Annotated in this window: 25 protein-coding genes; 13 read left to right on the plus strand and 12 right to left on the minus strand. The window is 37.6% G+C overall.

Going from position 1 to position 22,042, the window contains the following annotated elements:
- Nucleotides 1–47: 47 nt before the first annotated feature.
- From ACMAYX_RS00435 to ACMAYX_RS00445, 3 genes are read right to left on the minus strand one after another with little or no spacing between them, the layout of a single operon-like run.
- Nucleotides 48–809, minus strand: coding sequence for a succinate dehydrogenase/fumarate reductase iron-sulfur subunit (locus tag ACMAYX_RS00435; RefSeq protein WP_103217560.1), 762 nt, complete (start codon nt 807–809; stop codon nt 48–50).
- Between the two features lie 30 nt (nt 810–839).
- Nucleotides 840–2,780 (minus strand): fumarate reductase/succinate dehydrogenase flavoprotein subunit, encoded by a 1,941-nt coding sequence (locus ACMAYX_RS00440; RefSeq protein WP_412469455.1) that lies wholly within the window; start codon nt 2,778–2,780, stop codon nt 840–842.
- On the minus strand, nt 2,780–3,451 hold the full coding sequence (locus tag ACMAYX_RS00445) for a succinate dehydrogenase cytochrome b subunit (RefSeq protein WP_103217029.1): 672 nt from the start codon (nt 3,449–3,451) through the stop codon (nt 2,780–2,782). Before ACMAYX_RS00445 ends, ACMAYX_RS00440 begins: the two co-directional genes overlap by 1 nt.
- 154 nt (nt 3,452–3,605) lie before the next feature.
- Between ACMAYX_RS00445 and ACMAYX_RS00450 the strand changes: the two genes are divergently transcribed.
- The 3 genes from ACMAYX_RS00450 (at nt 3,606) to ACMAYX_RS00460 (ending at nt 6,335) form a co-directional block, all read left to right on the plus strand.
- On the plus strand, nt 3,606–4,460 hold the full coding sequence (locus tag ACMAYX_RS00450) for an MBL fold metallo-hydrolase (protein WP_412469456.1): 855 nt from the start codon (nt 3,606–3,608) through the stop codon (nt 4,458–4,460).
- A gap of 70 nt (nt 4,461–4,530) precedes the next feature.
- Entirely contained in the window at nt 4,531–5,865 is a 1,335-nt protein-coding gene (gene mgtE, locus ACMAYX_RS00455; protein ID WP_103217031.1) for a magnesium transporter, read from the plus strand.
- An 80-nt stretch (nt 5,866–5,945) separates the two neighbouring features.
- The gene (locus tag ACMAYX_RS00460) at nt 5,946–6,335 is read left to right on the plus strand and encodes a hypothetical protein (RefSeq protein WP_392992177.1); all 390 of its coding nucleotides are present in this window, start codon (nt 5,946–5,948) and stop codon (nt 6,333–6,335) included.
- Nucleotides 6,336–6,374: 39 nt separating this feature from the next.
- Here the strand turns inward: ACMAYX_RS00460 and ACMAYX_RS00465 are convergent, their stop codons facing one another.
- Nucleotides 6,375–7,217 (minus strand): hypothetical protein, encoded by an 843-nt coding sequence (locus ACMAYX_RS00465; protein WP_412471374.1) that lies wholly within the window; start codon nt 7,215–7,217, stop codon nt 6,375–6,377.
- A 182-nt stretch (nt 7,218–7,399) separates the two neighbouring features.
- On the opposite strand from ACMAYX_RS00465, the gene ACMAYX_RS00470 reads away from it, so the two are divergent.
- Nucleotides 7,400–7,846: a MerC domain-containing protein gene (locus tag ACMAYX_RS00470; RefSeq protein ID WP_412469459.1), complete on the plus strand. Its 447-nt coding sequence runs from the start codon at nt 7,400–7,402 to the stop codon at nt 7,844–7,846.
- On the opposite strand, the gene ACMAYX_RS00475 is transcribed toward ACMAYX_RS00470, so the two are convergent.
- Complete coding sequence (locus tag ACMAYX_RS00475) at nt 7,843–8,904, minus strand: tRNA-dihydrouridine synthase family protein (RefSeq protein WP_392992172.1); 1,062 nt, start codon at nt 8,902–8,904, stop codon at nt 7,843–7,845. The genes ACMAYX_RS00470 and ACMAYX_RS00475 overlap by 4 nt on opposite strands.
- Nucleotides 8,859–9,566, minus strand: a complete 708-nt coding sequence (locus tag ACMAYX_RS00480; protein WP_412471375.1) for a TatD family hydrolase — start codon at nt 9,564–9,566, stop codon at nt 8,859–8,861. The genes ACMAYX_RS00475 and ACMAYX_RS00480 overlap by 46 nt, the downstream gene beginning before the upstream one ends.
- Nucleotides 9,567–9,706: 140 nt before the next feature.
- Between ACMAYX_RS00480 and rpsP the strand changes: the two genes are divergently transcribed.
- The 3 genes from rpsP to ACMAYX_RS00495 all read left to right on the plus strand — a co-directional run bounded on the left by rpsP (nt 9,707) and on the right by ACMAYX_RS00495 (nt 10,730).
- Nucleotides 9,707–9,955, plus strand: a complete 249-nt coding sequence (gene rpsP / locus ACMAYX_RS00485) for a 30S ribosomal protein S16 (RefSeq protein WP_392992170.1) — start codon at nt 9,707–9,709, stop codon at nt 9,953–9,955.
- 59 nt (nt 9,956–10,014) lie between these two features.
- Nucleotides 10,015–10,254 carry a KH domain-containing protein gene (locus ACMAYX_RS00490; RefSeq protein ID WP_392992169.1) on the plus strand — a complete coding sequence of 80 codons (240 nt, stop codon included), beginning with the start codon at nt 10,015–10,017 and terminating at the stop codon, nt 10,252–10,254.
- Nucleotides 10,255–10,343: 89 nt separating this feature from the next.
- A complete protein-coding gene (locus ACMAYX_RS00495; protein ID WP_392992167.1) occupies nt 10,344–10,730 on the plus strand; it encodes a response regulator in 387 nt (128 codons plus the stop codon).
- Between the two features lie 3 nt (nt 10,731–10,733).
- Here the strand turns inward: ACMAYX_RS00495 and ACMAYX_RS00500 are convergent, their stop codons facing one another.
- Both ACMAYX_RS00500 and queF read right to left on the minus strand, forming a co-directional pair.
- Nucleotides 10,734–10,940, minus strand: coding sequence for a twin-arginine translocase TatA/TatE family subunit (locus ACMAYX_RS00500; RefSeq protein ID WP_103217038.1), 207 nt, complete (start codon nt 10,938–10,940; stop codon nt 10,734–10,736).
- A 22-nt stretch (nt 10,941–10,962) separates the two neighbouring features.
- Complete coding sequence (gene queF / locus ACMAYX_RS00505; protein WP_392992166.1) at nt 10,963–11,532, minus strand: preQ(1) synthase; 570 nt, start codon at nt 11,530–11,532, stop codon at nt 10,963–10,965.
- A 64-nt stretch (nt 11,533–11,596) separates the two neighbouring features.
- On the opposite strand from queF, the gene hemH reads away from it, so the two are divergent.
- Nucleotides 11,597–14,029 (plus strand): ferrochelatase, encoded by a 2,433-nt coding sequence (hemH, locus tag ACMAYX_RS00510; protein ID WP_412471376.1) that lies wholly within the window; start codon nt 11,597–11,599, stop codon nt 14,027–14,029.
- 55 nt (nt 14,030–14,084) lie between these two features.
- Here hemH and bfr read toward each other — a convergent pair whose 3' ends face one another.
- The 3 genes from bfr to ACMAYX_RS00525 form a co-directional block, all read right to left on the minus strand.
- Complete coding sequence (bfr, locus tag ACMAYX_RS00515) at nt 14,085–14,567, minus strand: bacterioferritin (RefSeq protein WP_103217041.1); 483 nt, start codon at nt 14,565–14,567, stop codon at nt 14,085–14,087.
- Nucleotides 14,568–14,634: 67 nt separating this feature from the next.
- Nucleotides 14,635–14,859 (minus strand): bacterioferritin-associated ferredoxin, encoded by a 225-nt coding sequence (locus ACMAYX_RS00520; protein ID WP_103217042.1) that lies wholly within the window; start codon nt 14,857–14,859, stop codon nt 14,635–14,637.
- Nucleotides 14,860–14,955: 96 nt separating this feature from the next.
- The gene (locus tag ACMAYX_RS00525; protein ID WP_412462530.1) at nt 14,956–15,819 is read right to left on the minus strand and encodes an ATP-grasp domain-containing protein; all 864 of its coding nucleotides are present in this window, start codon (nt 15,817–15,819) and stop codon (nt 14,956–14,958) included.
- An 87-nt stretch (nt 15,820–15,906) separates the two neighbouring features.
- Between ACMAYX_RS00525 and ACMAYX_RS00530 the strand changes: the two genes are divergently transcribed.
- From ACMAYX_RS00530 to ACMAYX_RS00550, 5 genes are all read left to right on the plus strand, one after another.
- Complete coding sequence (locus tag ACMAYX_RS00530) at nt 15,907–17,058, plus strand: M14 family zinc carboxypeptidase (RefSeq protein ID WP_412471377.1); 1,152 nt, start codon at nt 15,907–15,909, stop codon at nt 17,056–17,058.
- Nucleotides 17,059–17,162: 104 nt separating this feature from the next.
- Nucleotides 17,163–18,077: an agmatinase gene (gene speB / locus ACMAYX_RS00535; RefSeq protein WP_199177519.1), complete on the plus strand. Its 915-nt coding sequence runs from the start codon at nt 17,163–17,165 to the stop codon at nt 18,075–18,077.
- Nucleotides 18,078–18,098: 21 nt separating this feature from the next.
- Nucleotides 18,099–20,012 carry a biosynthetic arginine decarboxylase gene (gene speA / locus ACMAYX_RS00540; RefSeq protein ID WP_103217045.1) on the plus strand — a complete coding sequence of 638 codons (1,914 nt, stop codon included), beginning with the start codon at nt 18,099–18,101 and terminating at the stop codon, nt 20,010–20,012.
- A gap of 208 nt (nt 20,013–20,220) precedes the next feature.
- Entirely contained in the window at nt 20,221–21,222 is a 1,002-nt protein-coding gene (locus ACMAYX_RS00545) for a hypothetical protein (protein ID WP_412471378.1), read from the plus strand.
- A 79-nt stretch (nt 21,223–21,301) separates the two neighbouring features.
- Entirely contained in the window at nt 21,302–21,583 is a 282-nt protein-coding gene (locus ACMAYX_RS00550; RefSeq protein WP_103217047.1) for a hypothetical protein, read from the plus strand.
- On the opposite strand, the gene ACMAYX_RS00555 is transcribed toward ACMAYX_RS00550, so the two are convergent.
- On the minus strand, nt 21,580–22,041 hold the full coding sequence (locus ACMAYX_RS00555) for an EVE domain-containing protein (protein ID WP_103217048.1): 462 nt from the start codon (nt 22,039–22,041) through the stop codon (nt 21,580–21,582). The two genes, ACMAYX_RS00550 and ACMAYX_RS00555, sit on opposite strands and share 4 nt — an antisense overlap.
- Nucleotide 22,042 lies beyond the last annotated feature (1 nt).

A 22,042-nucleotide genomic window follows, 5' to 3' on the forward strand; every position in this document is an offset into this window, starting at 1 on the left:
GCCTACATTTGTAGGCCCTTATTTTTATTTGAATTTAATTTATTAAATTAAACAGTTGGTGTCGTCTTAGATGTTACAGCAGCTTTTAGAAGCTCTCTGTTCATACGAGCGATATTTGTGATTTCAATTCCTTTCGGGCATGAAGCTTCACATTCAGCTTCGTTAGTACAGTTACCAAATCCAAGATCATCCATCTTCTTAACCATGTTTTGAACACGTTGAGAAGCTTCAGCTTGTCCTTGTGGAAGAAGTGCCATTTGAGAAACTTTGGCCGATACGAAAAGCATCGCAGAAGCGTTCTTACATGAAGCAACACAAGCTCCACAACCAATACAAGCTGCAGCGTCCATTGCTAGGTCTGCTTGCTCTTTTGGGATTAGGATAGCGTTTGCATCTTGAGCATTTCCTGTGTTTACAGATACGAAACCACCAGCAGCGATGATTTCATCAAATGCACTACGATCAACCATAAGGTCTTTTTCTACTGGGAAAGCTCTTGCTCTAAATGGTTCGATAACAATCGTATCACCATCAGAGAACTTTCTCATGTGAAGCTGACAAGTTGTTGTTTCAGCTTCTGGCCCGTGAGCTTGACCATTGATCATTAGAGAACACATACCACAAATACCTTCACGACAGTCGTGGTCGAAAGCTACTGGCTCAACACCTTGTGGAATTAGTTCTTCGTTTAACTGATCTAGCATTTCAAGAAATGAAGCATCCGGAGAAACGTTTTCTAAAGTATAGTCGGCCATTTGACCTTTATCTTCACGATTCTTTTGACGCCAGATTTTTAAATGAAGTGTCATATTATTATTGCTACTCATATCATATACCTCTTATTTGTAACTTCTTTGTGTTAGTGGAACGTTAGGGAAGTCTAGTTCTTCCACGTTTCTAATTGGCTCACTAGCTTCACCAGTGTATTCCCATACAGCTGCGTGACAGAAGTCATTGTCATTTCTTAGGGCCTCGTTCTCATCTGTTTGAGACTCTTCTCTGAAGTGACCACCACATGATTCTGGTCTTTCAAGAGCGTCGCGTGCCATTAGCTCACCAAGCTCTAGGAAGTCTGCAAGACGGTTAGCTTTTTCAAGCTCGATATTAATTCCATCTGCTGTTCCTGTAACCTTAACGTCTTTCCAGAACACTTCACGAAGTTTTTTAATTTTATCAATCCCTTCTTGAAGACCTTTTGCATCTCTTGCCATACCAACATGGTTCCACATGATTTGCCCAAGTTCCTTGTGAATTGACTCAACTGATCTTGTTCCATTGATTGAAAGTAACTTAGAGAATCTTTCTTTTGAGTCAGTAAGTGCCTTGTCAAATTCTGGGTGATCAGTTCCAACTTTATTACCCATAAGTTTTTCACTTGCTAGGTAGTTAGGAACTGTAAATGGAGCAACAAAGTATCCATCTGCTAGACCTTGCATTAGTGCAGATGCACCGAGACGGTTTGCACCGTGGTCTGAGAAGTTTGCTTCACCAAGAGCAAATAGCCCTGGAACTGTTGTTTGTAGGTTATAATCAACCCATAAACCACCCATTGTATAGTGAACCGCTGGGTAAATTCTCATTGGAACTTTATATGGGTTTTCATCAGTAATTCTTTCGTACATATCAAATAGGTTACCGTAGCGCTCTTTAATCGCTTCTTCACCATCGCGCTCAATCGCCGCTTGGAAGTCTAGGTAAACTGCTTCTTCACCGGCACGTACTGATTTACCTTGGTCAATTTGTTCTTTTGCATTTCTTGAAGCAACGTCACGAGGAACAAGGTTACCGAATGAAGGATATTTTCTCTCTAGGTAGTAATCTCTTTCTTCTTCTGGGATCTCAGCTGCTTTTCTGTGATCACCTGGAGTCTTTGGAACCCAAACACGTCCATCGTTTCTTAGAGACTCTGACATAAGAGTAAGTTTCGACTGGTTTTCACCATGTCTTGGAATACAAGTTGGGTGAATTTGAGTGAAACATGGGTTAGCAAACATTGCACCTTTTTTATAAGCTTTCCAAGCTGCTGAACCATTTGAAGTCATTGCGTTTGTTGATAGGTAGTAAACGTTTCCGTATCCACCTGTACACATTAGAACGGCATCAGCTGCGTGCTTTTCGAATTCACCAGTGATTACGTTTCTTGTGATAATACCACGAGCGCGACCGTCAACCATAACTAGGTCAACCATCTCACGACGAGTTAGCATTTGAACCTTACCACGTCCTACTTCTTTCATTAGAGAAGAGTAAGCACCAAGAAGTAGCTGTTGACCAGTTTGTCCACGAGCATAGAATGTACGTGATACTTGAGCACCACCAAATGAACGGTTAGAAAGAGTCCCACCGTATTCACGAGCAAAAGGAACACCTTGGGCCGCACATTGGTCGATAATATTATTTGCAACTTCAGCTAGGCGATAAACGTTAGCTTCACGTGCACGGTAGTCTCCACCTTTTACAGTGTCATAAAATAGACGCCAGATTGAGTCACCATCATTTGGGTAGTTCTTAGCAGCGTTAACACCACCTTGAGCTGCAATCGAGTGTGCACGACGTGCAGAGTCTTGAAGGCAGAAACACTTAACATTGTAACCTTGCTCTCCAAGAGTTGCAGCAGCAGATGCACCAGCAAGTCCAGAACCAACAACGATAATTTCAAACTTACGTCTGTTGGCAGGGTTAACAAGCTTCATGTTAAATTTATGTTGAGTCCATACTTTAGTGATATCGTCACCAGCTGGAACTTTTCCATCCATTTTTTTGATATTCATATTAGTCATTACATTCCTCCCTTAACGTGACACCAAATTGCAATTGTAGAGTATCCAACAGTTAAGACAACAGCATATAGTTTCGATAGAAACTTGATTGCTGGCATATACTTAGGGTGGTTAAATCCAATTGATTGAAAGGCCGACCAGAATCCGTGAGATACGTGGATTCCAAGTACAATCATGAAAACTACATACATTCCCACATTAAGAGGAGAAGCAAAGTATACGATTACTGTTTTGTAAAGGTCACGAACTTCCATTCCGTTTAATGTCGTCATATATACAGCACCATACTTAAAGTTAATTAAGTGCATGATGATGAAGAAAAGAATTAGCATACCTGTGTAAGGCATAGTCGATGATGCGAAAGTTGCTCCGCGTCCTGTTGGTTGCTTCATGTAGTACTTAACTGGACGAGCTGCTTTATTTTCCATCGTAAGTTTCAGGGCCATAAAGAGGTGAGTTAAGAAGATTACTAGAAGACCTGCTTCAGCAACATAGATTAGCGGGTTTGAAGTAAGCGTGTAAGCGTACTTGTTAAAAGCGTCTGCTCCAACCATTAGTAAAAAGTTACCAAGCATGTGTGATAATAGGAAACCACATAGAAGAAGTCCCGTAACTCCCATTACTTGCTTTTTAGCAACGGAGTTAGTCAAATAAAAGCGTAATGCTGACATTGATACATTTCCTTTGTCTAATTTAATAAAAATTTTAAAATGTTATTTGAATGGATTATAATCCTTAAATCACCAAAACTTAAGTGAATTTTTAAGTGATTTTCATTTTGTGATGCACAATGTAAATATGCCTCAAGGATTAGGAGAATTTTAAATGTTGATCCACTCTTTTTTTGATAAAGACACTAATACTCTGACTTATATCATTTACTCTTTGGCAACAAAGAAGGCAGTGGTTGTTGATCCCGTTTTAAATTTTGACTACGCTAGTGGATCTGTGTCAACAAAAGAAGTCGAACTCATCGACGAGTTTTTAAAAGCAAATAATTTAGAGCTAACTTATATCTTTGAGACTCATGTTCATGCTGATCATTTATCTGGTGCATCGAGCCTAAAGAAATTTTATCCAAATGCAAAAATTGTCATTCATGAAAATATAAAGCAGGTACAAGTTGTCTTTAATCAAGCTTACCGTTCACAAGTTAAAGAGGATGGCTCTCAATTCGATTTATTAACACGAGAAGGAGAAACTTTTAAAGTTGCAGATGATCTTGAAGTTGAAATTATTGAAACACCTGGTCACACGCCTGCTTGTATGAGCTTATATGTAAATAAAGAAGCGTTATTTGTAGGAGATGCGATCTTCATGCCTGATATGGGAACAGGGCGATGTGATTTTCCTAAAGGCAGTGCGGATGATCTTTATGAATCCATACAAAAAATCTATGCCTTAGATGATAATTGTACCATCTACGTCGGTCATGATTATGGGCCTGGTGGACGTGAGATTATGTTTAAGACTACTGTAGGAAAACAAAAGCGTAATAATATACAATGCAAGGCAAGTACTTCTAAAGATGAGTTCTTAAGCTTTCGAACAACTAGGGATGCACACTTAAGCGCTCCAAGGCTACTGATTCCTAGTATTCAGTATAATATGAATGGGGGAGAGTTTATCTTTAATGAAGAGGATGGGGCACCATTTTTGAAAGTTCCAGTTAAATTATAAAATCTAACTAGCTAATTTTATTTAAGTTTATACTTAGAATGTCGATTAGTACTTTGTGGGAGCAAACTAAATGACAAACGAAACTCATCCAGAAATTGAGAACACGATGCAATTTACTAAAATTGGTATCGCCCTTAAAGATTGGCCTTCTCTTTCTGAGTCTGAGCGTCTCTCAACTTTTAATAGTATGTCTGAAGAAGAGGCATTGGACTTCTTTGACTCTCTTGATTCAAACTACCAAGCTGATTTATTTGAACAATTTGACCGCGATCTTAAAAGACGTTGGGCAAATGACTTGGCCTATGATGACTTGGCCGATATTCTTCAACTTCTCGATCGAGACCAAGTAGAAGAAACTCTATCTCTTTTAGCAAAGCATGCGCGTGTTGAGGTAATGGCCCTAATGGCCTATGCCGAAGACGTTGCCGGTGGTCTAATGAACTCCAATTATATTCGCCTGCGTGCAAATATGATGGTGGAAGAGGCCATTCGCTATATTCGTACTCAAACGCTGAGTAATGTTGAAACGATCTATTATACTTATGTTATCGATGCTTCTCAAAAGCTTTTAGGGGTGGTTTCTTTGCGAGAGCTCTTTGGTGCACGTGATGGTCAAAAAGTATCAGAGCTTATGAGTAGTGGACAGGATCTAATTGCGATCCCCGATAATATGGACCAGGAAGAGATTGGGCGTGTGTTTGCCCGTCACGACCAGGTTGTTCTTCCTGTTGTTGATGAAGAATTTCGTATGAAAGGTATCATTACAGTTGATGATATCATTAAAGCGGTAGAAGAAGAGACGACAGAAGATATGCAAAAGATCGGTGCCGTTGAGTCTCTTGATGCTCCTTATCTTGAAGTTGGTTTTTTTGAAATGGCAAGAAAGCGTCTAGGCTGGCTTATCATTCTCTTTATTGGCCAGATGTTAACGGCAACTGCCATGACTCACTTTGAAAATGCCATTGCTCAAACCGTTGCTCTTGTAACATTTATACCTTTAATTATTTCATCAGGTGGAAACTCGGGCTCGCAAGCTTCTACACTTGTTATTCGCGCCCTTGCTCTTGGTGAAGTTAAAAATTCTGATACTGTCAGAGTCTTTTTCCGTGAAATCGGCTCAGGACTTTTCATGGGGCTTATTCTAGGGGTTTTTGGTTTTTTAAGAATTTATTTTTGGCCTCATGCAAATGAAATTTACGGCCTAAACTTTGCTCGAATTTCCATGATCGTTGGCTTTAGTATTGTTTGTATTGTGACGTGGGGAACTCTTGTGGGTTCAATGCTGCCATTTATTCTTAAGAAGCTTCGCTTTGACCCGGCTACGGCCTCGACTCCGTTTGTTGCAACAATTTGCGATGTTACGGGAATCATTATCTATTTCTCTATTGCTCACGCGCTCCTTTAGCTTATGGTAAATACTTCAGGGGGGAGTGTTTATGTTTCATCGACCATGCTAAATATCAGAAAAAATATTTAGGAGAGTTTATGAAATTAGCTTTGGTAATTTTAGTAAGTGCATTTAATTTTTATGCAGTAGCTGGTCTACAAACTTTAAGAATTGTTGATTTAGCAACAGTATCTTCAACGAGTTGTTATACGGCCGAACAAGAAGAGTCAGGAAGTATTTCTTCAGTTAGCTTTTATCTTGGTAACTATAGCGGTGAAGGTGAGGATAGAACATTTAATTATTATGAAACTTCAGAGACTTATTATGCATCATCTGTAGTTTGTAAGAATATCAAGTTATTTAATAAAGCATTTGATAGCTCTCTTCCTCAGGAAGAGAAGGTATTTAAGTTATTTGTTGATATGAATGATCACATAAAGGGATTTATGCTGCGAAATAGTGATAAAGTTTTATTTTTTGAAGAGTAGAGTTTTATAAGAAAACGCCCTCAAGTGAGGGCCTTTTTTTTATTTTGATTTTTTCTTTGCCGTTTTCTTTGCCGTCTTTTTGACTACTTTCTTTGCTGCTTTTTTTGGTGCAGCTTTCTTTGCTGTTTTCTTAGCTACCTTCTTTGCTGTTTTCTTCGTAACTTTCTTGGCAACTTTTTTGGCCGTCTTCTTAGCTACTTTCTTTGCTGCTTTCTTCGCAACTTTCTTGGTAACTTTTTTGGCCGTCTTTTTAGCTACCTTCTTTGCAGTTTTCTTTGCTGTCTTCTTTGCAGTTTTCTTTGCAGTCTTCTTCGCAGTCTTTTTGGCCACTTTTTTCGCAACCTTCTTTTCTGCTTTTTTAGCTACTTTCTTTGTCGCTTTCTTTACAACCTTCTTAGCTTCTTTCTTAGCATCTTGTGCTTTCTTTGTTAGATCATTAGCAACTTTCTTAGTCGTGCGTTTAACTTCGTTTACCGCTTCTTCAACATCATCTGACATCTCTTTTGCGGCCTTTGCAACTCTGTTAATTGCTTTCTTTGTCGACTTCTTAACATTCTGATATGTTTCAATATGACCAATGGCCTCTAATTCTTTTTCAATAAGCTTGTCGTATTCAGCTAGAACTTTCATTGGATCTTTACCCAGGCGATCTAGTTCTTGTTGAAGCTCTTCAAAGAATTTTTCAACCTTATGCTTTTGTACATTTACTTTGTCATAGCGAAAACGAAAGTGAGCATAGAGTTCATCATATTTCTCACTACCTTCTTCTTGAATTCTTTCTAACAGGTGTCTACACTTTTTCACAATCTCATCACTTGATGACGTTAGCGCATGTTTGGCCTGTTTGTTCTTCTTTTTTAAAAAATCGTCTAAACCACTCATTGTTTCCCCCTGTAGCAAGATTATCTTGATACACGTAAATAATATTACGTTATAAAGTGTAACGTATTAGAAAGTATTTTCAACACTTTAATGATGGTATTTTTTTAATATTTACTTGCTTTGAGTCACAGAATTCTCTATATATACTTATATCAATCAATTGGACGCTTATGGACAACGAAATGGAAGAAGTAAAAACAACAAAATATGACGAATCAGCGGATCGAGCAGGACTGATTGTTTCTGTCCTATGTTGCCTACATTGCATGGCAATCCCGCTATTGATTATTTTTGTTCCTTCACTTGCTAGCTATTTCGAAAATCCATTAATTCATAGTCTTGCGATTTTTATAATTGTGCCTGTTGGACTTTACGCTTTTATAAAAAATCTAAAGGTTCATAATGATAGAAGACCACTTTTTATTGGAATTCTTGGTATGGCCACTATTTTAGTTGGTCACTTTAACCAGTACTTCCTAGCAGAGCATGCTGGTCATATGCATATGCACACTCATGCACATTCAATTGGTACTGTAGAAGTTGTTGCCTCAATTATTGGTGGTCTAGCTCTTATTGCAGCACACTTACTTAATATCAAACTATGTCGCTGTAACCACTGCGAGCACTAATAACGTAAGTTTGTTCTTTGTGAAATTTTTAACGATGAGTTGCTCATATAAAGATCAATGGCATCGTTATATTCTTTGGCCGTCTCTAGTGCAAAGAGCTTCTTCGTAAAGCTATGCCCGAAGTTTAGCCATACATGTCCGACTTTTAAAAAGAAGCGAATGCGTTTAAGTGCTGCTTTTTTATCAAAGTATTTAAAACAAGCGTTCACGTAAGCCTTCACAAACTCACCATAGTAGCTAGCATGAAGATAAGGGTCTTCACTTAGAAATTGCTGTTGAAATTCATTTAGTTCATGGCCTTGCTGGGCCGCAAACTGTGTTATTAACCAGGGCTTGGCAGTTAAAGAGCGACCTAGCATTACTGCTTGGCAACCTGTCTCTATAAGCATTTGAGAAATATCGCCGTGATCTTGAATATCTCCATTCCCGATAATAGGAAGATCGATACTTTCTTGTAAGTATTTAATTTGTTCCCAATCAGCGACACCCTTTCTTTTTTGGGCCGCAAGTCTTGGATGTAAGATAAGCCAATCTGCACCAGCTTCTTTAAGGGCATGGCAGAAGTCTAAAAGAAAGCTCTTGTCATTTTGATGGCCCGCCCTAAGCTTTACAGAAACAGGTACTGTGGCATGTCTTTTAACCATCTCTACAACACTTGCCGCGTATTTAGTATCTCCCATTAAAGAGACGCCGTAATTGTGTTTTAAGGCCTTCTTTACCGGACAGCCCATGTTGATATCGATTGCACTTGCTCCCCAGCTCTCAAGCTTAGGGATGGCCTTTTCAATATATCTCTCTTCGTTGCAAAGAATTTGCGGATAGAGGCCGTAATCGAGCTCACTTTTAAATGTCTCAGGAGTTTCACCTAGAATTTGGTCAGGGAGCCTTCTTGAATTTAACATCTCTGTGGCCCACAAGGTCTTCATCTCACTTGGAAAGTAAGGTCTTAGTGCATCTCTAAGGGCGACATGTGATAAACCAACCATTGGCGCAAGAAGGGCCTTGAATTCTATTAAGTCGTTAAATTTCTGCCAAGAAGGCGAGATAGGTTGTGCCAAATTCTTTCCTTTAGATCTGTTAGCTCGAGCTCTTGTCTAGTGGTAAACTCTTCATAAATATGAGAAATCTCCACATCGCTACGATCATCAGTTTCAAAGAAGATATACTCTAAGTCCACTTTATTATTCAAGATGGTGCTGCGTATTTTCGCATTAGAGGATTCATAGAAGCGTGGACCTAGGCTTGTATAAATCTGGCGCTCATGACAGTCATTCAAATCCTTGAACGTGCCGTTAAAGTCATGAAGCACCCAGGCAGTATGTCCTTGATAGAATTTATGAAGACGAAAGATATCAGATAGACATCTCACATTATGAATAATTAGAGGCTTTCCAAGTTCATTGGCCAACTCAATATGCCAGCTAAAGATTTTTTCTTGTTCTCTAAGATCTGTTTCAATGGCACGGTCCAGGCCTGCTTCTCCAACCATAAGGCAATTGTCTAAGCGACACATCTTCTTTACCTCTTCAAAGCTAGTTACGGCATCAGAGAGCTTCCATGGGTGGACTCCTGCGCTGTAATATTGACCATCTACAGGTAAGTCATTGATTTGCGGTGAGTAGGAATAGATGCAGAAATCCTCAATAGAGGTCGTTTTATTCGGTCCCGAATGGCCGTGAAGGTCGATAAATTTTGCACTTTCGCTTTCTTTGCTTGTCATATGGCATATATTTTAATACATTACCGTTCTAATTAAAAATTTGAAAAAAGATATTGCTTATCTTTTTAAAATCAATTATTTATTTAGGAATTATTTAATATATTTATTATAAGCGTTACAAATTGATGTAGGAGTACTTAATGTTAACAATTAGATTACAACGCGGTGGTAGAACTCACATGCCTATTTACACAATCGTTGCAGCTGACTCAAGAAATGCAAGAGACGGAAAATTCAGCGAGAAGTTAGGTCAATATAACCCACAACTTAAAGAAAATAACCTTATCGACGTTAAAGCTGAGAGAATCACTGAGCTTGTTGGTAAAGGTGCTACAATTTCTGATACTGTAAGAACACTTCTAAAGAAGAACAAAGTTACTCTTAACTAGTAATTTTTTGTTTTTCATTTAAAAAAGCATAAACGGCATTTTTGTAGAAGGAGTTCATGATGAGTGAGTTAAAAGACTTAATCAATACAGTTAGTCGCGCATTAGTTGATATGCCAGAGCAAGTAGAAGTAAACGAGATTGTTGGTGAACAAACAACAGTTATCGAACTTAAGGTTGATAAAACTGACCTTGGTAAAGTTATTGGGAAGCAAGGGAAAACAGCTCGCGCACTAAGAACAATTCTTAATGCTGCTTCAACTAAGTTGAAAAAAAGATCTGTTTTAGAAATTATAGAATAATTTACTTGAATCAATAAATATTGTGTTTTAAAAAGACCTATCGAAAGATAGGTTTTTTTATTTTTGTTTAAACGAAAGCGAGCACATATATGATTGAAACAATGACGATGTCACAGAATCCTGAAGTAAAGCGTATTTTACTGGTTGATGACCAAGTAGAGATACTGGAGCTCTTGCAAGACGCTCTTCGTATGGAAGGTTATGAAGTCGATGCATGTGCTGATGCTAGTGCTGCCTTAAGTGCACTAGGTGAGCATACTTATTCACACGTTATTTCTGATTATCAAATGCCCGAAGTAAATGGAATGGAATTGGCCACAAGAGCACAAGGTGTTCTTAAGGAGAAGATGCCTCCATTTATTCTTGCAACAGGTGATTGTTCGATTAATTCTGATACGATTAAGGGCAAAGGTGTTAGTGGTATTCTACCAAAACCATTTACCCTTAAGCAGGTAATAACTGTTCTACAGAGCTAGAAACTAGCTATTCTTATTTTCGTTATTTGATTGGTCTTCGATTTTACTAGCAGTATTAGTGTTATTCTGCTCATCTTCCTCTTTAAGTCCATGCTTAAAGCCTGTGATGGCCTTTCCAAGAGACTTTCCAAGTTCTGGAAGCTTCTTACCTCCAAACAGTAGAACAATAATAGCTAGGATAATTAAACTTTCAGTAATTCCAAGGCTCATATTTTCCTCATTTTACGCTAAATTAATAAATTTTAGATAAGTCCATTGTATACTTACCTGGAGCATATTCGCTAAACCTTTTTGCACGAATATCCTTATAAATCTTCTTATTGTTGGAATTTGAGGCATATGGATAGATGCAAATTCCACCTCTTGGCGTAAATTCACCAATAACTTCAACGTATTTTGGCTTCATTAGCTTGTTTAAATCGTCACAAATTTTTTGCACACAATCTTCATGGAAATCACCATGATTTCTAAAGCTAAATAGGTATAGTTTTAATGATTTAGATTCAACCATCTTCTTGTCCGCAATATAGTTAATATAGATACGAGCAAAGTCTGGTTGTCCTGTTTTTGGGCATAGTGAAGTGAACTCTGTACAGACAAAAGTAGTCCATGCATCACTTCCAGGGTTTTTGTTGTCAAAAGCTTCTAGGACCTCTGGAGCATAAGTATCCGGGTATTCAGTGTTGGCCGAACCAAGAGCAAATGCGTCTAGCTCTTTTACATTTCTTCCTTTTGGAGATTGTTTAGGTTTTGACTTTGATTTTGTTTCAGTTTTCTTGATAGATTTTTTCGATGCTGACATTTATCGACTCTCTTGAATTATTTTGATAGGTTATATTTACTTAATTTAACATTATCAAGGAACAATGGCAATGCGTCATGATCATTTAACATTTCCAGTTGGTAAAAAAGGTGAGCACAAGGTCACTAAAGTTGTTCTTGTTCAACTTGGTTCTCCAAAGTCACCATCAACTTCAGATGTACGAAAATATTTAAAAAAGTTCTTGGCCGATCCACGAGTTGTGGATATTGATCCACGAGTTTGGAAAATCATTTTAAATCTCTTTGTTCTACCTTTTAGGCCAAAGAGGTCGGCAGCTCTTTATAGTAGAATATGGGAGGGAAGTGAATTTCCTCTAACTAGAATCACACGTGAGTTTACCCATCGAGTAAATGAGCTAACGCCTGAGCATATCGAAGTTGAGCACGCGTTTCTACTTTGTGAGCCAAAAGTTGCAGACGTTTATGCTAAGTGGGAAAAAGAGCTTGATGAGAGAAGAGATCCAGCTCAAAAGTTAATTGTTATTCCAATGTTTCCACAATACTCGGAATCGACAATTGCAAGTGGGATCGATTTCTTTGGAAAGCTTTTAGAAACTAAGGTTAGGATTCCAAACTTTGAAGTCATTACAAACTTTCATCGTCTACATGCTTTTATTGATAATTCGGTTGCAAAGATCAATGAGAAGTTGGCCAATGAAAATATCGATGATCTCGTTATCTCTTTTCACGGGATTCCAAAGAGGAGAGTCATCTATAAGAAAGATCCATATTATCAACACTGTTTTGAAACTTTCGAGTTAATCAAGAGAGGCGTCGTAGGGATTGATCCAGAAAAGATTCATATGACTTATCAATCTCGCTTTGGCAGTGAAGAGTGGCTAACTCCTTATACAGATGAGTATACGGCCAACCTTGCAAAAGCTGGTGCAAAGAATATTGCTGTTTATTGTCCAGCGTTCGTTGCGGATTGTTTAGAAACGATTGATGAGATTGGAACTGAGTTACAAGAAGAAGTTGAAGAGTATGGTACTCACATTCATGCAATTGAATGTTTAAATGACGACGAAAATTGGGCCAAGGGTTTTGCTAATTACGTTGAAACTCTTTGTGAGAATCCAAAAGAAGTTGAAAAAATCGAATACCAAATAGAAGAGGAAAAATACATGGATATGCCAAAGCAAACAATGGAATCAGAGCCATTAAGTGATAATGCTAAGAAGTCGCTTAAAATTGTCTTTTTAACATTATTCTTAGATCTTGTGGGATTCTCAATTATCTTCCCTCTGTTTCCAGCACTTGCTAAGTATTATTTAACAGTTGATGCCGATAACGTTTTCTTAAAAGCAATCTTTGGCTCGATTGATACGCTAACACAAGCAGGGGGAGCAAGTAACTTCTCTGCCATCGTTCTTTTTGGTGGTGCGCTTGGTGCACTTTATTCTCTGTTACAATTTGTTGCAGCACCTATTTGGGGAACGATCTCAGACCGTATTGGAAGAAAGCCAGTTCTGCTAGTTTCTGTGTTTGGTCTTTTTATCAGTTATGTCCTATGGGCCGTTGCTGGTAATTTTACAATCCTAATTATTGCAAGATTCATTGGTGGGATCATGGGTGGAAATATCTCAACAGCAACTGCTGTTGTGGCCGATGTGACAACTAATAAGAACCGCTCTAAAGGAATGGCAACAATCGGTATTGCCTTTGCCCTAGGTTTTATTATTGGGCCAGCAATGGGTGGAATTCTTTCTCTATTTGATCTAACAAAGTTTTATCCAGTTCTTGCTGACTATGGTGTAAATCCTTTTTCAATGGCCGCAATTGTCGCTGGTGTTCTTTCGTTATTTAACTTAATTAATTTATTTAATAAGTTTGATGAAACACTTCCTGAAGCGAAGCGCGGAAAACATGAAAGTGAAAGAAGTGCTAACCCAATTACTCTTTTTAAGCCTCTTCCGTACAAAGGTGTTAACCTTACAAACTTTGGTTACTTCTTATTCTTACTAGCATTTAGTGGGATGGAGTTTACATTAACTTTCCTTGCAGCAGAAAGACTAAGTTACTCATCAATGGATAATGCTTATATGTTTATCTTTATTGGTTTAATCTTAGCTCTTGTTCAAGGTGGTTATGTTCGCCGTAAGGCACATACTGTAGGTGAGAAGCGTATGGCACTTCAAGGCCTTGTGACAATTATCCCAGGTCTTATTCTTATTGGATTTGCACAATCTTCTTGGTTAGTTTACGCAGGTTTATTTTTCTTAGCAGTGGGATCATCTTTAGTTATCCCTTGTCTAACTTCGCTTGTTTCAATGTATTCTCCGGCACAGAGTCAGGGACATGTTATTGGTGTTTTTAGATCGCTTGGAGCATTAGCAAGAGTGATTGGGCCAATTGTTGCCTCTCTTGTTTACTGGCGTTATAGTTCGGCAGCACCTTACTATCTTGGAAGTATCTTTTTGATTATTCCAATTCTTATGATTGCAAGACTACCAAGTCCACAAGAAACAAACGAATAGTCTGCCATACAAATAAAAGAAAAGCCTCGCTTTGCGAGGCTTTTATCATTTTGGACTAGTGTCCCGTTTTCATTTCAATTTGCGATTGCATGTAATTTTCGATACCAACTTTCTCAATTAAAGATAGTTGAGTCTCTAACCAATCCACGTGCTCTTCTTCAGAGTCAAGAATCTTTGAAAGAAGATCGCGAGAAACATAATCTTGCTTCTTTTCACAAAGTTCAATTGCTTCTTTAAGTAATGGTACAGTTTCAGCTTCTGTTTCAAGATCAGCTTCGATGATCTCTTTTACATTTTGACCGATTCTAATTCTTTCAAGCTTTTGAAGATTAGGAAGTCCCTCTAAGAATAGAATTCTCTTAATTACTTCATCAGCATATTTCATCTCATCAATACTTGCTTTGTATTCAAGATGGCCAATCTTATCGAGTCCCCAGTCTTCAAGCATTCTTGCATGAAGAAAATACTGATTAATGGCCGTTAATTCTTTTGTAAGAACATTATTTAATGCTTTGATTACGTCTTGATCACCTTTCATGATTAATCCCTTTCATTAATTTACTATGGATTAATGCTATAGAAGATTGGGATGTGTTTCAAGGATTTTATTTTTTGACAGGAGTTAAGTTATTCTTAACCTCATTGCCTTGCTCATTTTGATTCGATTTGAGGTTCTTCTTAGCAAGACCGGCAGAGACTTGTTCTAATAAGCAAACACCGCATGAGTTACCGATTCCAAGGCTGTTGATTACCTCTTTCTCTGTTTGTCCCTGCTTTATCGCATTATCGAGCATATCTTGTGTAATGGCGTTACAAATACAAATATACATTTACTTGTCTCCTCATTTGATCTTATCGTCAAAAGTTTTGTTAATCAAACAAAAAATTGAAGAATGATATAGAAATTTGGAGGGTCTAATATAATTTCAGTAGTTTATGACTTTTTCAACGAAGTATTGGGCCATCGTTGAACGGTATTGGGAAGATAATAGTAGCTCATCGCTGTGACTCATTCCGGGACATCCGTTCACTTCAACAAGCTTATATTGGCCATCTATGGTCTCAAGAATATCAATGCTGATGAAGTAGAAATCTAAGGCGTTTGAAACGCTCGTGGCCAATTCTAAAACCTTAATTGGGACATTCTCTTCGTTAACTAGAATTGTGTTACTAGCGGCAAAGTTTAGAATGTGAAATGCTTCTTCACTTGCCTTAGGCGTCTTCTTTATAACGAGCTTTTGAATTCTTTTAGAATGAATATTTTTAAAAAGCAGCACGCGCCATTCTGCACACAACTCAATATAAGGCTGGATAATATAATTTAGATCTCCCTTACGCAGTAACTCTTGTCGATCTTTTAGAATATCTGTTGAAGGAAAAACTCCCTTTGCCTGTAGGCCTCTAGTCGTTTTAATAATCCACTTCGATTGCGTGTCACAATAATGAGGCTCTTGTTGCAGTGAATAGGTTTGTATTAAATGTGAAGGTGCTAGAACTTCCTTAAAAAACGGCCATTGTTTATACTTATCTCTAAGGATTCGTGAACAAGTGATAGGGTTGATGACTTTTTTATTGCTAAGTGTGGCCAATTTTTCAAGGTCATCATCATTATAGCTTAGTCCCGTGTTACGATTAATCACGAGATCGGCCCAGGCCAACTCTTCATAACTTACGGAGTAAGGATCACTGAATCGGCACGAATGAGTTGCTTCTGTGATCGCTGCTTCGAGTTGAACACAAGCATAAAGCTTTGGGTTCGTGGTTAAGATGAGTAAGTTTAGACTTTCCATATTGCGTAATATCTCACTAATATATTGAATATCTATAAATTATATATGATATTATAACACTATACTAATTTGGCCTTAATGGTAGCTATGAATCGATTATCAAAATTTAATTACACAATTTTATTCTCATTAATTATCTTTTTACTTTCTTGCTCTGGTGTTGAGGTTATTGAAAATGGCCAACTCAATAAGGAAGTTGTTGTTACCAATAGTGCTGAGCATAGTGATCATCAGGGGGAAGTGGCCAGAAAGAAAGTCGAGCACCCGAAAAATGATGTTAAAAGTGATAAGTTCAATTTTACTGACCACTCACATAAGAATGAATTTTCAGCAGTAAAGAATACAAAGCGCGTTGAGTCTTTTTGTGGCGATATTGATGACAAGTTTAAAAAATATGGTTGGGGTAAGTCTCATTGTGATTCATATAAATGGATTCATGTAAGAGATACTCATCAGGGCCGTCCTATTATGTGGACTGTTTTTGGTGATGAAGAAGAACACAAGCAAGAACCTAAGAATATGACTTTAGTTCTATGTGGTGTGCATGGTGATGAAATCACTCCAATTAAATTCTGCTTTGATATCCTTCACCATCTCTATCACGAAGTAGCGACAATTGAAGGTCAAAAAAAGCTTAAGGATAATCTTGTGGCAGTTGTTCCAATTGTTTCTCCTGATTCATTCTTTAAGAAAAGACCAACTCGAACAAATTCTCGTGGCATTGATCCTAACAGAAATTTTCCAACTAAAGATTGGGAGAATAAGGCCCTTCATCTTTGGAAAACTCGCTACGGAGCTGCTAAAAGAAGGTTCCCTGGTAAGGTGGCAAATTCTGAGCAGGAAACAATATTCCAAGTAAATATTATTGCTCGTTATAACCCAAATAAGATCATTACTGTTCACGCACCTCTAACTATTCTCGACTATGATGGACCGGTTGTTTCAAATCATATTCATGAAGAAGATGGCCTTGCTCTAAAGGCAGAAGAGCTTCTAAATACAATGAGTGAAAAGGCCAATGGTTACCGCGTAAAAAATTATCCTTTCTTTCCTGGAAGCTTAGGGAATTACGCTGGAAATGAGAGAAAGATTCCTACTTACACACTTGAACTTCCTTCAAGTGATAACCGCAATCATAAGAAGTATTGGAAGATGTTTCGTGAGTCAATTGACTTCGCTGTTTTCCATGCTCCAATGACTCGATCAGACGTTACGGCCAGAAAGAACCGAATTGATTAAAGTTTAGTCATTTTAGTTACTTAATGGGCCTTTAGGGGCCACTTTTTTACACTTTCATATCAATTTAAATTGACTGAAATTCCATTAGGATTTATTAGTAGCCTATGGAAAAGAACTTATGGAAATTAGCGGGCCTAGAGGCTCCAAGTACCCCTTATGATATGGCAATTGTTACTGACGAAGTTAGGCCTCACAGCGTCAACCTTGTTGGTTTTGGTTTTGATGGAACGGCCTGTTTTAGAAAAGGAACACGCCTTGGGCCAGATGCCTTAAGAGAAGTCTCGGACGGTATTGAAACGTATTCACCATATCTCGATCTTTCGACTGAAGATTGCACTTTCTATGATCTTGGAAACCTTCCTGTTGCTGATCAGCAAGAAGAGAGTTGGAAAGTTGCAACTGCTTGTTTCGAAAAAAACTTCGATCATATTAATTTAAAAGAAAATGATATTAAGATTATGACTCTTGGTGGAGAACATTCAATTTCTTATGCACCAATTAAAAAGTACCTTCATGATTTTGACGATCTAATGCTTATTCATCTTGATGCGCATGCAGATCTTCGTGATGGTTATTTAGGCTACCATTACTCACATGCTTCAATTATTAAAAGAAGTCTTGATCACTTTGGTCCAAAGCATAACCTCATTCAATATGGGATTCGCTCTGGAACGAAAGAAGAATATGATTATATGAATGAGCATGGAACAATTGCAAAGTCTCGCGCAGAGTTCTTAGACCGAGTTCGTGCGATTCCTGCAGATCGTCCTGTTTATTTAACTCTGGATCTTGATTATTTTGATCCAAGTTTCTTTCCGGGAACAGGAACACCTGAGCCTGGTGGAGAGGATTTCCATTCATTCATCAGTTTTGTTAAAATCCTACTAGAAAAGAATATAGTAGGTTGTGATATTGTTGAGCTTGCCCCTGAGATTGACTCTTCTGGGAATAGTTCTGTTTTTGCTGCGAAAGTTGTAAGAGAGATGATCCTACTACTGACTAGTAAAACGAAGTCTTAATAAGAAAAGGAAATTTAAGTAATGACAAATGAGACTTGGACAATTCAAGATTCTGATCGCCTCTACAACGTAAGTAAGTGGAGTAACGGTTATTTTAAAATTGAAGAAAACGGACAACTTAAAGCAACTCCAAATCCAAATAAGAATGTTGGAATTGTTATTAATGACGTTATTGAAGAAGCTAAAGAACAAGGGATTCAATTACCACTAGTAATTCGTTTCCATGATATTTTACGCTCACAAGTTAAGCTTTTAAATAATACCTTTCAAAAGGTAATTGATGATGAAGATTACCGCGGAAAATTCTTTGGTGTTTATCCTGTTAAGGTAAACCAAATGAGAGAAGTTGTAGAAGAAATCGTTGATGCAGGCTCTCGTTATAATTATGGACTAGAAGCTGGTTCAAAGCCTGAGCTTTTATCTGCACTTGCATATAATAATAATGCTGATTCTCTTACTGTACTTAACGGTTACAAGGATCGTGATTATCTAAAACTTGCTATTCTTGGTGCAAAACTAGGACGCAAGGTTTTTGTTGTTATTGAAAAATTCTCTGAACTTCGTATGCTTGTAGAGTTAGGCAAGGAGCATGGAGTAATTCCATTTATTGGTATTCGTGGACGCATGTCTGTAAAAGGCCGTGGTAAATGGGAATCAAGTGGAGGCGATAAGGCCAAATTTGGTTTAACGACTTCTGAAATTATCTTAGCTATAGAATATTTAAAAAAGCATGATCGTCTTGATATGCTAAAACTTTTCCACTTCCATATTGGATCTCAAATCACTGATATTCGCTCGATTAAAGAAGCAATTGAAGAGGGTTCTCGCATCTATTGTAAGATGCAAAAGATTGGAGCTCCTCTGCAGTACTTTGATGTTGGAGGTGGACTTGGTGTTGATTACGATGGAACAAACTCGACAAATGATTCATCAATTAACTATTCAATCACTGATTATATTACTGATATCGTTTATGGACTAAAGTCTGTTTGTGATCTTGAGGGTGTTGAGCATCCACATATTATTACTGAGAGTGGCCGTGCAATTACTGCACACCACAGTTGTGTTATCACTAATATTATCGGTGAAATCGATAATACTAAAATTGAGTTTTCAACGAAGCAAGAAACTGGAGAGCATAACCTTGTTACAGAAATGAGACAAGTTGGTGAAGTTCTTGCAAAGACTAAAAATTGGCAAGAAGCATATAACGATGCAATGAAGATTAAGTCGGATTCAATTCATGCATTCAAACTTGGTATTCTAGAGCTTGAAGAGCGTGCAAAAATTGAGACAATGCACCTTCGCATCTTAAAGGAAATTAGTACATTAGTTCCAGAAGAAGATTTTCAATCAGAGCTAATGGAAGATTTAGAAAATACTTTAAGTGGCCAATACCTTTGTAACTTTTCAGTTTTCCAATCTGCATGTGATAGTTGGGCAATTGAGCAAGTGCTACCTGTTGTTCCATTGACTCGCTTAAATGAAAAGCCTGGTAAGAGATCAACACTTGCTGATATTACTTGTGATAGTGATGGTAAGATTGATCGCTTCTATGACCCAGATGAAGGGTTTAAGAAAACAATTGCTGTACATCAACTAACTGAAGGTGAGGAGTACCGTATTGGAATCTTCCTAACAGGTGCTTACCAAGATGTAATGGGTGATATGCACAACTTATTTGGGCGTGTAAATGAAGTTCACGTTTATGCAGATAGCGATGATCCAAAAGGATTCTATATCGAAGAAACAGTTGAAGGAAACTCTGCTCGTCAGGTTCTTTCAACAATGCAATATAACCCAGAGTTTATGGCATTTAAGGTTAAGCGTTATATCGATCGCCAAGTTTCTCGTGGCCGCATTCGTCCACGTGATGGTGTATCACTTGTAGACTTCTATGAGGATTGCCTTAAGAGTTACACTTATCTTAAATAAAACGGCCGTAACTTATTAGTTACATTGTAAAATTATCGGTCCCTGATAATTGACTTACTTACTTTAGTGTTTGATAATTATTGTATTATTAAAAGAAAGTTTGTCAGGGATCGATAACATGTCTTTAAAATTTGAAAAGAATTCAACCAAAACAGCTAAATCACCAACATCTAAAACTAATTATTTCATTATATGTACACTGTCTTTAATGACACATGGTGTATTAATTTACAATTGGCTCATCACAAGAAGCTTATATAACTTAATCTTCATGGTTGCTGCCATTGCTTTTGCTATCTTTGCTATGATTCCAATGATCAAAGAGTATTACGCAAAAGTAAGACTCTTTAATGATTCAGAGTTACTTCGTTTAGAAATTGATCGACTAAAAAATGATATCAAGGATTTGAAAGATAGTAAGAAGTCTCTTCAGATTAAACTTTCTCAGGAAATGGATATTGTTTCTGGTCAAAAAGAACAAATCTCTGAATATGAACTAATGACGATTGAACTTCAAAATACAATGGAAGATATCAAGGACCAGCTGCTTGTTGTTAATGATGGCCATAAGGGTATGGAATCAATCGTTGATGCAGTTAATGAGCTAAGAGAGAAAGGTCTTGAGTTCATTAAAGAGCTACCAAAGCAAAAAGATGCACAACTTCAAGCAGAGCAAGGGGATGTGAAGTTCAAGGAAACATTTGAAAAGTTCATGAGTGAATTTCAAGATATGAAAGATATCATCTTTCAACTTAAAACACTTAGCTTTCGCGTTGATGTTCAAGCAAGTCTTCTAAATGACTCAGAAATGACTCAAAGTAGTAGCGAACTTGAAGGACTAAGTCGCAATCTTGCTAAATTCTTCAATAATGTTATTGGCCTACTTTCAAACCTAGAAGAGACATATCGTGGAAATCAAGATGAGCTTATTGAGAAGCTTTCTAAATGTCGTGATGAAATGGACTCTTTCCTAGATTCAAAGCAAGACATTGCTTGTGAAATAGAAGAAGTAAGAGGACAAATCGAGGCCGCTAGCGAAATTATTGCAACTAAAATGGATTTAGTTGAAGAAACTATTGGCAGTGAGGAGAATTCTCTTTCTGACTTTCTAGACGATGAAGACGTTGATGCAGACTCTGAAATCGTAAAAGAAAATACAATGATTTCAGCTACTAACGCTCAAAATTTAGATTCTCAAATAATTCAATAATTCATATATTAAAATATTTTAATCTTTTTACCGATACTTCTCATGTCAGCGACAAAGCTGATGTGAGGAGTAACGGGAAATGCCAATTCAGGACCTATCAAATGTCGATCTAAGTGCTGCCGATAGTACACAAGAATCAAGTGTGCAGGAGTATAAATTTGGTGGTGTTCATGGCCATAACGACCTCTCACATCTTTCTCTCTATTATAAACAACCTATTAAAGCTCTTATTGGACGAACAGGAATTGTTATTCTTAGTTTTTTTACAATAGGGCTTATCTTGTCATTTGTGACTTTATTCCTTAGTTATACAACCTTTGGAAGAGAGTTTTTACAAACTCTAGTCTTTAAAATTTTCTAAGAAATATCTTTTAAAATAGTGCTCGCAATTTGTTTGGGAATAGGCATGATTGAAAGACGAGAACCCTTCTTTACAAGAGGCATCTCATCGTAGCGAGGATCTGCTTTCATCTCTTTAAGGGTTAGTGCTTTTGAAAATTTTTCGACAAATTTTACATCCACAAGAAACCAACGAGGATTATCAGTCGTGGCCTTAGGGTCAAAGTACTTTGATTTTTCATCGAATTGAGTTTTATCTGGATGAGACTCTTTGACAACTTCAGCAAGTCCCACAATTGCTGGCTCCTTACAACTTGAGTGATAGAAGAAGACCTTGTCTCCAAGCTTCATTTCATCTCTCATGAAGTTACGTGCCTGATAATTTCTCACACCATCCCAAGACTCCGTTTGTTTCGGTCTTCTTGCAAGGTCATCAATTGAGAAAGCATCAGGTTCGCTTTTAAAGAGCCAGTACTGCATG

This window comes from Halobacteriovorax sp. RT-2-3 (assembly GCF_047085075.1).
Classification (GTDB): Bacteria; Bdellovibrionota; Bacteriovoracia; order Bacteriovoracales; family Bacteriovoracaceae; genus Halobacteriovorax_A.